This window comes from Dolichospermum sp. FACHB-1091, from assembly GCF_014697585.1.
Taxonomy (GTDB): domain Bacteria; phylum Cyanobacteriota; class Cyanobacteriia; order Cyanobacteriales; family Nostocaceae; genus Dolichospermum.
The window spans coordinates 1-12,112 of sequence record NZ_JACJSB010000018.1 but is presented as its reverse complement, the minus strand read 5'-3'; the positions used below and the strand labels follow the sequence as shown (position 1 = coordinate 12,112).

Below are 12,112 nucleotides of genomic sequence, written 5' to 3'. Positions count from 1 at the left end.
ATTTAACACTCCTTAACAAAATTCAGGAAATCCATAAATGGGATAAAACCCTTGTATTCTTTTAATTACAAGGGTTTTCAGGAATATTAAAACAATCTTAAACTGGTTAATATTGCGATTTTTTGCAGAAAATGTAAAGTTATGTAACAAAAATATCTAGAAATTCTTAGTTGAATACCTTGTATGTAAAGGATTTGAGGCTTTTCTTAGGGGAACATCTTATTTATTCATAATTTGTAATAAATAAAGGTTCTATGGCATTGTATAAACATAAGCTGTAGGGGTTAAACAACAGAAGAAAGTTAAATAAAGCAGGTGATTCACTGAATTTGCCAGTTTCTCATAAATTTACCCTTGACTCTCATAATTTCTGGTTTGTAAACTGTAAACTAGAAAGGAGAGAAGACAAATTGAGAACCGCTTTGATTTGACTTCGTTGCCAACCAATCCGAATTAGTTTTAATTTAGAGATCTCTCAACTAAGTAATTTAGGAGATTAGAGTCCATGACATTAGATGTATTTTCCAAGGTTGTTTCCCAAGCTGACGCTCGTGGCGAATTCCTCAGCACCGAACAACTAGATGCTTTGACCGCAGTAGTAGCTGCTGGTAGCAAGCGTTTAGACACTGTTAACCGCATCACCAGCAACGCTAAAGACATCGTTACTGATGCCGCTCGTGCTTTGTTTGAAGAACAGCCCAATTTGATCGCTCCTGGTGGAAACGCTTACACCAACCGTCGGATGGCTGCTTGTTTGCGCGACATGGAAATTATCTTGCGCTATGTAACTTATGCAGCATTAGCGGGTGATGCTAGTGTTCTAGATGACCGTTGCTTAAATGGCTTACGGGAAACCTACCAAGCTTTGGGTACTCCTGGTGCTTCTGTAGCAGTTGGTGTTGGCAAAATGAAAGAAGCAGCGATCGCTAAAATCAACGATCCTAACGGGATCACCAAAGGTGATTGTAGTTCTTTGGTTTCTGAAGTTGCAAGCTACTTTGATCGTGCTGCGGCTGCTGTTGCCTAAAAATTACAAATTAGCTCCCGTCTAAATTGAGCTTTTTTCATAACCTGCATGGCGTAGCCATACAACACAAGCAAGAAACAATCTAGGAGATTTTCACCAATGAAAACACCAATTACCGAAGCAATCGCATCTGCCGATACCCAAGGACGCTTTTTAAGCAACACCGAATTACAAGCTGTTAACGGTCGTTTCGTCCGCGCTGCTGCCAGCATGGAAGCTGCTCGTGGTTTAACCGCTAATGCTCAAAAATTGATTGATGGTGCTACCAGCGCTGTTTACAGCAAATTCCCTTATACCACCTCTACCCCAGGCGCTCAATTCGCATCTGATGCTCGTGGTAAAGCTAAATGCGCTCGTGACGTTGGCCACTACCTACGCATCATCACCTATAGCCTAGTTGCTGGTGGTACAGGTCCTTTGGATGAGTTCTTGATTGCTGGTTTGTCTGAAATCAACGGCGCGTTTGATTTGTCTCCCAGCTGGTACGTAGAAGCTTTAAAATCCATCAAAGCTAATCATGGTTTGAGTGGTCAAGCTGCTAACGAAGCTAATACCTACATTGACTACGCCATCAACGCTCTCAGCTAGATAGCGTCATGCCCGGAGAGGGATACAATTATTAGATGAAGTTACCCCTCAAGGGGTTCGCCAGTTATTGCTCCTGGAGTCACTGCGTTAGTTGGAGAATATCCAACTGTAAATTAAGTGGCGTTAAGACCTCCAAGATCATCCTGGTTCACCTAGCAATTGGATCTAGCTCCGGGCATAGTTTTATCTACAAATAAGGCAAGAGTCAAGAGGGAATAGGTAAGTCCTAATTACCAACGACCAACTTGGATTAAATACCAAGCTTTATTCCGCCAAAATTCGGCACAATAAAGGGGAAAAAACATGGCAATTACAACAGCAGCCTCCAGACTAGGAACAGAGCCTTTCAGCGACGCGCCCAAAGTTGAACTGCGCCCCAGCGCCAGCCGGGAAGAAGTAGAAGCTGTAATTCGTGCCGTTTATCGTCAAGTCTTAGGAAATGACTATATACTGGCATCAGATCGCTTAATTAGTGCAGAATCACTGCTACGTGACGGCAATTTAAGCGTGAAAGAGTTTGTCCGCAGCGTCGCTAAATCAGAACTCTACAAATCTAAATTCTTCTACAACAGTTTCCAAACTCGGTTAATTGAACTCAACTACAAACATTTGTTGGGTCGCGCACCATACAATGAGTCAGAAGTGACTTACCACTTAGACTTATATATTAACCAAGGTTACGACGCGGAAATTGACTCCTACATTGATTCCCAAGAGTATCAGAATAGCTTTGGGGAAAATGTTGTTCCCTATTATCGCGGGTTCGATTTTCAAACGGGACAAAATGCAGCCGGTTTTACGCGGATGTTCCGTTTATACAGAGGTTATGCTAACAGCGATACCGCTCAGGTTGAAGGTTCTAAATCCCGTTTAGCGCGGGAATTAGCTAGTAATAAAACCTCCTCAGTTGTTGGACCATCTGGTAGTAACAATAACTGGGGTTTCCGCGTATCTGTAGATGACGCTCCTAAGCAAAATCTAGGTAATGCCGTCGGGGAATCCAATCGCACTTACCGGATTGAAGTTACAGGTATTCGCAATCCAGGATACCCCAAAGTCCGCCGTAGCAGTACAGTATTTATTGTGCCTTACGAGCGCCTTTTAGAGAAAATGCAGCAAATTCATAGAGTTGGCGGCAAAATTGCCAGCATAACATCAACCTAAGCGCTGCTCACGGACAAAACTCACATAGGAGATATAGAAGTAATGTTCGGTCAAACTACACTTGGTGCTAGTAGCGTTTCTTCATCTGCCAGCCGCGTATTTCGTTACGAAGTTGTGGGCTTAAAGCAAAACCAAGAAAGCGACAAGAACAAATTTGACATTCGCCGCAGTGGTAGCGTATTTATTACCGTACCCTACAGCCGCATGAATGAAGAAATGCAGCGGATTAACCGTCTAGGTGGCAAAATCGTCAAAATTGAAACTTTGACAGTGGCGGAATAAGCATCAAGCCCTGGCAATGATAGAACCTAGTGGAGAAGCATATCCTGCGGAAAATGCACCAAATCTCACACCGGAAATAGCTATTGCTAACCTGCAATCATCAGATCTAAGTCTCCGCTATTATGCTGCTTGGTGGTTGGGTAAGTTCCGAATCAGTCAGCCACAAGCCATAGACGCACTTATCACCGCGTTAGAGGATGAAGCCGACAGAACAGAACTGGGAGGTTATCCCTTACGGCGCAATGCCGCTAGGGCGCTTGGTAAATTAGGCAACTTGAAAGCTGTACCAGGTTTAATTAAGTGCTTGGAATGTGCTGATTTTTATGTCCGCGAAGCCGCAGCCCAATCTTTGGCCATGCTCAAGGATAAAACAGCATTACCAGCATTGATAAAACTACTAGATGGGGGTGTTGACCAAGCAGTACAAGTACCTGGTTTACCTCATCTTACCCAACCCTATACGGCAATATTAGAGGCCTTGGGAGCTATGGGTGCAACTGAGGCTATTTCTCTTGTCCAGCCTTTTCTTCAGCATCCAGTTCCCCGATTACAATGCTCCGCAGCCAGAGCCATGTACCAACTGACACAAGACCCCATCTATGGTGAGTTATTAGTGAAAACTTTGGTGACGGGTGATTTGAAAATGCGTCGCGTTGTTTTGGGAGACCTGGGGGCAATTGGGTATTTAGCAGCAGCAGAGGCTATTGCTCAAGCACAAGTGGAAAATAGCTTTAAATTGATTGCTTTGAAAGGATTATTAGAGTATCAACTGCCAGAACAGTCTGATACTTTTGGTATATCTGAACCAGCTACCCGAGTTATGAATTTGATGGACTCACTCTTATAGTCAGTAGTCAGTTGTCAATTATCAGTTGCAAAACTACTGACTATTGACCACTGACCACTGATAAAAAATGGATGAACTAATTCGGGCTATTACCGCAGCTGAAACACCTGACCAACTGGTGACAGCGGTGAAAAATTTGGCGGCAATTAAAGATATATCAGCAATTCCCACTTTAATCGCTGTATTTGGTTATAACAATCCAGAAGCAGCGATAGTGGCAGCAGCAGCATTAACAGAGTTGGGAGAGGTAGCAGTCCCACAATTGCTAAACCTTGATGATTATAACTATGGCGCACGGGCTTATTCAATTCGCACTCTGGCAGCGATCGCTGATCCTCGCGCTTTAGATGTTCTCATTGCTACTACACTGACTGACTTTGCCCCTAGCGTCCGCCGTGCGGCCGCTAAGGGACTAGGAAATTTACAATGGCATAAGCTAGACATTGTTGCCAGTCAAATAGCTATAAATCGCGCATTAGAGACACTATTGTGCATCTGTGAAGATACAGACTGGTCAATTCGTTATGCTGCTGTTGTTGGGTTACAAGCTTTAGCGAAAGTAGCTACAGTTAGATCACCTATTTTTGCTAAATTTGCATCAATGCTGACTAACGATACTGAAAAAGCAGTTCGCGCTCGCGTTCAGTTGGCCTATAGCCAGTAAAGTAATTTACATACCATATAACAAGGTAAAAGTAAAAATGTCAATACCACTACTAGCATATCCCCCTAAATCGCAAAATCAGCGAGTAGAAGGCTACGAAGTCCCCAACGAAGATACACCAACGATGTATCGCTTAAATTATGCTACTTCAGACCAAGATATTGATAGCATCATTTGGGCGGCATATCGGCAAATTTTCAGCGAACACCTGATTTTAGACAGTTATCGGCAAAACTTTTTAGAATCACAACTGCGAAATCGGGCTATTACCCTGCGGGATTTTATCCGGGGTTTAGGCAAATCAGACGTTTACCGCACTCAAGTAGCAGATACAAACTCTAATTATCGTTTAGTTGACATTACTTTAAAACGGTTCTTAGGCCGGGCTGCTTACAATAAAGACGAAGAAATCGCTTGGTCAATTGTCATTGCTACCAAAGGATTACATGGGTTTATAGATGCTTTATTGGATTCCAGTGAGTATTTAGACAACTTTGGTGATGATATTGTACCTTTTCAACGTCGTCGTTTTGGCGATCGCCCTTTTAATTTAGTTAATCCCCGTTACAATGCTTATTGGCGTGATACTCAAAACATTCGCGGTATAACTGGTCGTTCCTTCTACACAGCCCGGACATCAGGACAACTGACGACAGCGGATATCAGACGGGCAATTCCGGCTAATTTCTTCGCTATGGCAGGGTCAATTATTACCAACGAACGCAACTACCAACGTAGTTTAGCCACAGCCCAATCTTTTGTCAGTAGCTTGGAAATACCCGATACTTCCCGCGAAATCGGTACACCACAACCCACTATTAAACCCGTAGCAGTTTCCTTACCTTATCGGTATATCCCCGCTAACGCTAAAAATTAGTAATTCGCAAGAGGCAAGAGGCAAGAGGCAAGAGAAAAATAAATATCTTCCTATTACCTATTACCTATTACCTATTACCTAACAACTGACAACTGACAACTGACAACTAACAAACATGACAATACCTTTACTAGAATACAAACCCAGTTCTCAAAACCAGCGCGTTTCTGGTTATGAAGTTGCTAACGAAGATACACCCACAATTTACCGCATCGAAGATTGTTCCTTTGGTGGAGAAGTAGAAGAATTAATTTGGGCAGCTTATCGGCAACTTTTCAGTGAACACGTTATCCTCAAATTTTACCGTCAAGTTAATTTAGAATCCCAAGTAAAAAACAAAGCAATTACCGTCCGTGATTTTATCCGGGGTTTAGCTAAATCTGAAGCTTTCCAAAGTTTGGTAATTCAGACTAATTCTAATTACAGATTAGTAGAAATTGGACTAAAACGGTTATTAGGTCGCGCACCATACAACAAAGAAGAAGAAATTGCTTGGTCAATTGTCATTGCTACTAAAGGCTGGGGTGGCTTTGTTGATACTTTGCTAGATTCTGAAGAATATCAAAGTAACTTTGGTGAAAATATTGTTCCTTATCAAAGACGGCGTTATAAAGATAGACCCTTTAATTTGGTAACACCACGATACAGCGATTATTGGCGCGACCAACTCGAAGATGCTCGTTATAAATGGGGTGACATTAAAAACTTTTTGGATATGGCAAATTCCATTAAGATTAAAACAGTGACTTACACACCAGTTAGCACTGCTAATATCCAAATCCCTAACACCACAAGACAAACAACATCAACTGGTATTCCTGTTTCCGTTAGTCCTAGTGCTGGGTTTCCTGTGCGCTAAATAGTTTTTTATCTAGCTGGGTGATCTGGGTCAAAAAAGTTCAAAAGTTTGCATTTTTTTAAGGATTTTAATTTTAGTTACTTTGCTAAGTATAACAACATTTTGAGATGCCAACTTTACCAAAAGGCAGGTTTTTTCAAATGGCAATTCCTTTACTTGAATACAAACCTACAACTCAAAACCAAAGAGTTAGTAGTTTCGGCGCAGCAGATACAAATGAAGACAGTCCTTACATCTACCGCATTGAAAATGCTAACTCTCCCGGCGAAATTCAACAACTAATTTGGGCGGCTTATCGCCAAATTTTCAACGAACAGGAAATTCTCAAATTTAACCGCCAAATTAACTTAGAAACACAACTCAAAAATAGGTCAATTACGGTTAAAGACTTCATTCGCGGTTTGGTGAAATCAGAGCGATTTTATCAGCTAGTTGTGACACCAAATAACAACTATCGCTTGGTAGAAATGTTCCTGAAAAGGATCTTAGGTCGTTCTCCTTACAATGAGCAAGAAAAAATTGCCTGGTCAATTCAAATTGCTACTCTAGGTTGGGGAAAATTTGTTGATGTTTTAATTGATAGTAGCGAGTATGAACAAGCTTTTGGTGATTCTACCGTACCCTATCAACGCAAACGCATGACCACAGACCGACCAATCAGCTTTATGCCCCGCTATGGTGCTGATTATCGAGACCGGGCAGGTATTGTCCAAAGAGGTCGGTATAATCAATGGCGTGGGTTTGTCTACCCAAACTCTGGGCCAAATGTTGATTGGGGGGCGCTATCTGCTGTATTACTAGTCATAACCGCAGGTATCGTCTTCTTATTTATTCTCAATTGGTTAGGAATGAGTTCTATTTACTAACCGTTTCAGGGGAAAATAAGATTAAGAAGAAATAGGGAATAATACGGGGAATTTACACCCTGTTCCCTATTCCCTAATTCATTATCTTTGTTTAACTTAATCATAAAAGGAAAAAAACAATATGGCATTGCCATTACTTCAATACAATCCAAGTAGTCAAAATCACCGGGTGGCGAGCTTTGGCGTTGCTGACCAAAATGAAGATACACCTTATATCTATCGTTTAGAAGATGTGAGTTCTTACACTGACATAACAAGCATTATTTGGGCTGCTTATCGTCAAGTTTTCAGTGAACATGAAATCCTCAAATTTAACCGTCAAGTTACTTTAGAATCTCAACTTAAAAACGGTTCTTTGTCAGTGCGTGACTTTATTCGGGGTTTAGCAAAATCTGAAGCTTTCTATCGTTTAGTCGTTTCTGTTAATAACAACTACCGTTTAGTAGATATCACCCTCAAACGTTTATTGGGTCGTTGTGCTTACAATAAAAAAGAAGAAATTGCTTGGTCAATTGTCATTTGTAACAAAGGTTTTGGCGGTTTTGTTGATGTTTTATTAGACAGCGCGGAATACACCGAAAATTTTGGCGAAAATACTGTACCTTACCAACGGAAGCGTTTTGTAGACCGTCCCTTTAATTTGGTAACACCCCGTTACGGTGCTGACTTCCAAGAAACAGCAGGTACAGTCAAAACCGACTGGCGCTTTACCTTGGAGAACTTCTACACCGCCAAAGCGAAAGAAAAGCGCATGGCCGAAGGAGATCCTCGCAAATTCGCAGCTATGGCGGCTTCCGTATCTGGTAAAGGTAACTACGCACAAAAGTTATCTTCCTTTGATATTGACTACCTCAATGCTGTTCCTTATCGTGGTAGACGCTAATTAATTGTGGGGTGGGCTTCTAGCCCGCCCTAGCCAATAATACTATTTGTATTTGATATTAAATAGGTGAACGGAAAAAAACCGACATAAGTAACTAAAAGTAAAGTTGGCCAAAACCTCTTTCCTCTTCCCTGTTCCCTGTTCCCTGTTCCCAGTTAAGAGTTCCCTTGTCATAACGACAATTTTTCACGCCAACCTACTTATTAAGAATATTTACAAGTTATCAATTTCCTGAATTTTACCTTTTAAAAATTATCATTTCATTACCAACAACCGGACTACGGGCGATGATTTTCTCTTGAGAATCAACAATTTTTAAATGTGTGAAATTAAGCTCTTGGGAACGTTGTAATATATCCGCAGCTAGTTTATCCTGTTGAGATTTTTCTAAACTGTACCAAATATCACTAATTTTTAGAGTTAAATCGCCAGTACGGAAATTAGCAACTAGAGGTTTTATAAGTTGAGAAACAATATTTTTATCTTTATTTTTATCTTTAGTATTCTTTACAGAAACGCTAATTTCTGAAAACTGATTTTCAATTGCTACTAGTAAACTCTCTTCTGGTGTTAATTCTATAACTGGAGTCGGTTTAGCTTTGGGTTCTATAACTGGAGTCGGTTTAGGTTCGGTTTCTATAACTGGAGTTGGTTTAGGTTCGGGTTCTATAACTGGAGTTGGTTTAGGTTCGGGTTCTATAACTGGAGTCGGTTTAGGTTCGGGTTCTATAACTGGAGTCGGTTTAGGTTCGGGTTCTATAACTGGAGTTGGTTTAGTAACTTCCTCAACTGGAGGAACAACCGCGACTTGAGTAGATTTAGGAATAAACAAAAATATAGTAATTCCTATTGTCACCAGAAAAATTACCGCAAAAATCCCAGTCAAAAGCGAATCTGACACATTATTAGATATACTTGATGGTAAGAATAAGCGAAATGTCCTTAAAAATCCATCCCAACGCGATAAAAAATTAATTTTCTTCCCACTAGTATCCTTAGGTGTTTCTGTCTCCAATTTGACTACAGTAGTTTCTAAAACACCGATTGTTCCCCGCAAAACTTGGATAATTGCTGTCTTCCAAATTGGTTGATTTTTTTGGTATAGGGTGGTTACGGGTTCATTTCTTGATTTTGGTGCCTTTTTTCCTGACATGGAACTTTTACCCAAATTAGCGAATCAAAAACATATACAACAAGGAATAGATAATTATGAATATTAAACGCCGTCGATTTTTGTTTTTAAGTGGAATTAGTGTCATCACATCTGGATTTTTAAATAGGAAGTTATTATCAAATTCTCTCATAGAATCAGCAACAGCCGCTAACCCCATTAAAAAAAATTTAAAAAAAGATTTATTATTGCGTTTTGTCTCCGTTGCTGATACGGGAACTGGTGCAAAAGGTCAGTATGCTGTTGCAAATTCTATGAATTATTATCATCAGCAAAATCCTTATAACTTAGTTATTTTAGCTGGTGATAATATTTATAATAATGGCGAAATTGAGAAAATTAGTCAGGTTTTTGAACGTCCTTATCAACCTTTACTAAAAAATGGTGTCAAATTTCATGCTTGTTTAGGTAATCATGATATTCGCACTGATAATGGTGTTCCTCAAGTTAAGTATCCTGGTTTTAATATGCAGGGACGTTATTACACATTTACTCAAAATCAAGTCCAGTTTTTTGCTTTAGATACTAATAGTAATGCAGATTGGCAAAATCAATTAATTTGGTTAGAAAAGCAATTAAGTATCAGTCAAGCACCTTGGAAAATCGTATTTGGTCATCATCCCATTTATTCATCTGGTCATTATGGTAGTAATATAAATTTTATTAACACTTTCACCCCTTTATTTAAAAAGTACAATGTTCAACTTTATATTAATGGCCATGAACATAACTATGAACGGACTCGCGCTATTAATGGAACTACCTATTTAATCTGTGGCGCTGGTGCCGGTAATCGTCCTGTAAGTCCTTCTCAATTAACAGAATATTGCACAAGTAATTTGAGTTTTGCTGCTTATAATGTCTACCCAGATAGAATAGAAATCAGTGGTATTGATACTAATAATCGCGTTTTTGATCAAGGTTTAATTAGGGCTTGGTGATAGCCTGAGTGGCCTAGCCATAAAGTTATGATAGCGTAGCGTGACGTAAGTCATAGATAGGTGCTAGGCCACGGGTACAGTATTTTCAATAGTTTGAGAAAAATTTATTTTCAGTGTTCAGTAAGTGCATGGTTTTTCATCCTTACAGTTTTTATTCCTTGTATCTTTTTCACTTCTTATTTATCTTTAACTGTTTTCAGGTAACGGTTTTAGGTTTATTCAGCAACTCCTAATTATTGATTTGTTAAAACTGAATTTAGTTTATCTTGGTGTTCTTTAGGAATGTTTTGAGGGGCAGAGATTTTTAGTAGAGATTCATCAAATTCAATATTGGGTATCTGAGCAAGAACACCTAGATGTTCGCCATTTTTGAGACGTTGTTTTTTGCATTTAGCTAAAGCCATTAAAGTTTCACGTTTTTCACCAACACACTCAAATGGTTTCTCAGTACTTGGGTCGAATAAACGTCTCCAAACTTCTTCTAGTTTTGTAAAACTGAATAAGTCCTCTCCCACTACCTGCTTGGCAAAAGAATAATCTGTGACGGCTTCGATTAAAGCATAAGAAAAAGCGCATTTTGGACAGTTACAACACCATCGAACGTCTCCTGAATTCCACTGTGCCTCGTTACATGAGGTAAGGCTATTCAGGATGGTTTTTTTCCATAAAGATAGTTGATTAACTGTAGCGATTGAGTAACTTTCTTCGCAGATACTAACATACCTAAATGGCAAACCTTTTTGCTCTAAAAAATTATTAAAACGTTCTATATAAGCTGTTCCCTTGGCACTTTGATGATTGACTTCTCGCCCCTGATATGTAGTATTAGATTCATTAGAACTTTTATCATTTGCTAAGACCAGAAAGCGATGTCCCTGCTGTACTGCAATTATCATCATAATGAAAAGAGCATTAGTAATAGTAGGATCGTTACGAACGCCTTTATAACCAAAATGTGTAGCTGGATCTTCCTGTGGATGAGCTTCTATTTCCCACAGGTGACTTTGAGTTTTAATGTAATCAAATACTGGAAACTTTTGTACCCAGTTGTTGCCTAATATTCCTCCTGCATTATGTAAAGTAAATGCTTCCATAGGAAGATTACATTGCTGCATCCACTCAAATGCAAATGTACTTTCTTTACCCCCACTAACGGCAAGAAGATAAGTATCTTTGACGGATGGAAACCAAGAATTTTCTATAGAATTTAAACAAAATTCTATTCGAGGCATTTTATCCCAGTCCCATTTTTCCAGGTAAAACTTTTGCTGAAGATACCAGTAAATATCTTCATTCCACCAATCTGATTCCCATTGAAGACAGCTATACCAAGTTACTTTGACTGTCTCAGGGGTGCATATTTCACAAAGGCGATAAATTTCTGCCATTGCTATCCCGATTAAAATGGATGGGTGAGTTTGTTCTATATTTTCAAATATTGGAGGAAAGTCAATGTAATAAAAATGCTGCCAGTTATCAACTATAAACGGAAAAATAAGCCTATACTTTTTCCAGTAAGGTGCTTGAGAATAAATGACTGAACAAGTCGGAGATTCTCCAGTTGCCATGTATTGTATCCGCGACTCATGGTATCTACTCTTAAATGTTTCACTACGGTTTTTTTTATTCATTCTATGATTTAATAGTAATTGGTTTGAATCAAAATATCACAATTTTATCTTGATCACAAGTAGGGCAAAAAAGAAACTCTCTCATTGAGTGAAAGAGTGTTTAAGTGTGATAGCTGTGAGTTTAAATCCCAAAGGGCTAATTAACAGTAACTCAAAAGCTAACAATTAATAACAATTAACTACTTATGCTTCCTATGCCAAGTCACACCTCTATGGTAACAATATTGGAATTTTGTTGTAAAATATCTTCATGCTACTAGGATTCAAGACAGAACTCAAGGTAAACAAGCAACAAAAACTACTACTGGCACA

General features: G+C 39.4%; 13 protein-coding genes. 11 read left to right on the top strand and 2 right to left on the bottom strand.

Annotated elements, in window-relative coordinates:
* Positions 1-505: 505 nt before the first annotated feature.
* From H6G25_RS12745 to H6G25_RS12700, 10 genes are all read left to right on the top strand, one after another.
* The gene (locus tag H6G25_RS12745; RefSeq protein ID WP_028084588.1) at positions 506-1,027 is read left to right on the top strand and encodes a phycocyanin subunit beta; all 522 of its coding nucleotides are present in this window, start codon (positions 506-508) and stop codon (positions 1,025-1,027) included.
* A gap of 99 nt (positions 1,028-1,126) precedes the next feature.
* Positions 1,127-1,615 carry a phycocyanin subunit alpha gene (gene cpcA / locus H6G25_RS12740; RefSeq protein ID WP_028084587.1) on the top strand — a complete coding sequence of 163 codons (489 nt, stop codon included), beginning with the start codon at positions 1,127-1,129 and terminating at the stop codon, positions 1,613-1,615.
* Between the two features lie 303 nt (positions 1,616-1,918).
* The gene (locus tag H6G25_RS12735; RefSeq protein ID WP_028089663.1) at positions 1,919-2,779 is read left to right on the top strand and encodes a phycobilisome linker polypeptide; all 861 of its coding nucleotides are present in this window, start codon (positions 1,919-1,921) and stop codon (positions 2,777-2,779) included.
* 42 nt (positions 2,780-2,821) lie between these two features.
* Positions 2,822-3,061 carry a phycobilisome linker polypeptide gene (locus H6G25_RS12730; protein ID WP_028084585.1) on the top strand — a complete coding sequence of 80 codons (240 nt, stop codon included), beginning with the start codon at positions 2,822-2,824 and terminating at the stop codon, positions 3,059-3,061.
* Between the two features lie 16 nt (positions 3,062-3,077).
* The gene (locus H6G25_RS12725; protein ID WP_190392798.1) at positions 3,078-3,908 is read left to right on the top strand and encodes a HEAT repeat domain-containing protein; all 831 of its coding nucleotides are present in this window, start codon (positions 3,078-3,080) and stop codon (positions 3,906-3,908) included.
* Positions 3,909-3,975: 67 nt separating this feature from the next.
* Positions 3,976-4,572, top strand: coding sequence for a HEAT repeat domain-containing protein (locus H6G25_RS12720; RefSeq protein WP_028089660.1), 597 nt, complete (start codon positions 3,976-3,978; stop codon positions 4,570-4,572).
* A gap of 37 nt (positions 4,573-4,609) precedes the next feature.
* Positions 4,610-5,449, top strand: a complete 840-nt coding sequence (locus tag H6G25_RS12715) for a phycobilisome rod-core linker polypeptide (protein WP_137908448.1) — start codon at positions 4,610-4,612, stop codon at positions 5,447-5,449.
* A gap of 115 nt (positions 5,450-5,564) precedes the next feature.
* Positions 5,565-6,308, top strand: a complete 744-nt coding sequence (locus tag H6G25_RS12710) for a phycobilisome rod-core linker polypeptide (protein ID WP_190392797.1) — start codon at positions 5,565-5,567, stop codon at positions 6,306-6,308.
* A gap of 140 nt (positions 6,309-6,448) precedes the next feature.
* On the top strand, positions 6,449-7,174 hold the full coding sequence (locus H6G25_RS12705) for a phycobilisome rod-core linker polypeptide (protein ID WP_137908450.1): 726 nt from the start codon (positions 6,449-6,451) through the stop codon (positions 7,172-7,174).
* Between the two features lie 121 nt (positions 7,175-7,295).
* Entirely contained in the window at positions 7,296-8,057 is a 762-nt protein-coding gene (locus H6G25_RS12700) for a phycobilisome rod-core linker polypeptide (protein WP_190392796.1), read from the top strand.
* A 238-nt stretch (positions 8,058-8,295) separates the two neighbouring features.
* Here H6G25_RS12700 and H6G25_RS12695 read toward each other — a convergent pair whose 3' ends face one another.
* Positions 8,296-9,210: a hypothetical protein gene (locus H6G25_RS12695; RefSeq protein WP_190392795.1), complete on the bottom strand. Its 915-nt coding sequence runs from the start codon at positions 9,208-9,210 to the stop codon at positions 8,296-8,298.
* Between the two features lie 56 nt (positions 9,211-9,266).
* Here H6G25_RS12695 and H6G25_RS12690 point away from each other — a divergent pair, with 56 nt between their 5' ends.
* Positions 9,267-10,169: a metallophosphoesterase gene (locus tag H6G25_RS12690; protein ID WP_190392794.1), complete on the top strand. Its 903-nt coding sequence runs from the start codon at positions 9,267-9,269 to the stop codon at positions 10,167-10,169.
* Positions 10,170-10,402: 233 nt separating this feature from the next.
* On the opposite strand, the gene H6G25_RS12685 is transcribed toward H6G25_RS12690, so the two are convergent.
* On the bottom strand, positions 10,403-11,737 hold the full coding sequence (locus H6G25_RS12685) for a hypothetical protein (protein WP_190392793.1): 1,335 nt from the start codon (positions 11,735-11,737) through the stop codon (positions 10,403-10,405).
* Between the last annotated feature and the right edge of the window lie 375 nt (positions 11,738-12,112).

What these genes read in the sequence shown, in the direction of transcription:
- H6G25_RS12695 (WP_190392795.1), bottom strand. Translation starts at nt 9,210, where the DNA reads ATGTCAGGAAAAAAGGCACCAAAATCAAGAAATGAACCCGTAACCACC.
- H6G25_RS12735 (WP_028089663.1), top strand. Translation starts at nt 1,919, where the DNA reads ATGGCAATTACAACAGCAGCCTCCAGACTAGGAACAGAGCCTTTCAGC.
- H6G25_RS12710 (WP_190392797.1), top strand. Translation starts at nt 5,565, where the DNA reads ATGACAATACCTTTACTAGAATACAAACCCAGTTCTCAAAACCAGCGC.
- H6G25_RS12730 (WP_028084585.1), top strand. Translation starts at nt 2,822, where the DNA reads ATGTTCGGTCAAACTACACTTGGTGCTAGTAGCGTTTCTTCATCTGCC.
- H6G25_RS12720 (WP_028089660.1), top strand. Translation starts at nt 3,976, where the DNA reads ATGGATGAACTAATTCGGGCTATTACCGCAGCTGAAACACCTGACCAA.
- H6G25_RS12725 (WP_190392798.1), top strand. Translation starts at nt 3,078, where the DNA reads ATGATAGAACCTAGTGGAGAAGCATATCCTGCGGAAAATGCACCAAAT.
- H6G25_RS12690 (WP_190392794.1), top strand. Translation starts at nt 9,267, where the DNA reads ATGAATATTAAACGCCGTCGATTTTTGTTTTTAAGTGGAATTAGTGTC.
- H6G25_RS12700 (WP_190392796.1), top strand. Translation starts at nt 7,296, where the DNA reads ATGGCATTGCCATTACTTCAATACAATCCAAGTAGTCAAAATCACCGG.
- H6G25_RS12705 (WP_137908450.1), top strand. Translation starts at nt 6,449, where the DNA reads ATGGCAATTCCTTTACTTGAATACAAACCTACAACTCAAAACCAAAGA.
- H6G25_RS12715 (WP_137908448.1), top strand. Translation starts at nt 4,610, where the DNA reads ATGTCAATACCACTACTAGCATATCCCCCTAAATCGCAAAATCAGCGA.
- cpcA (WP_028084587.1), top strand. Translation starts at nt 1,127, where the DNA reads ATGAAAACACCAATTACCGAAGCAATCGCATCTGCCGATACCCAAGGA.
- H6G25_RS12685 (WP_190392793.1), bottom strand. Translation starts at nt 11,737, where the DNA reads ATGGCAACTGGAGAATCTCCGACTTGTTCAGTCATTTATTCTCAAGCA.
- H6G25_RS12745 (WP_028084588.1), top strand. Translation starts at nt 506, where the DNA reads ATGACATTAGATGTATTTTCCAAGGTTGTTTCCCAAGCTGACGCTCGT.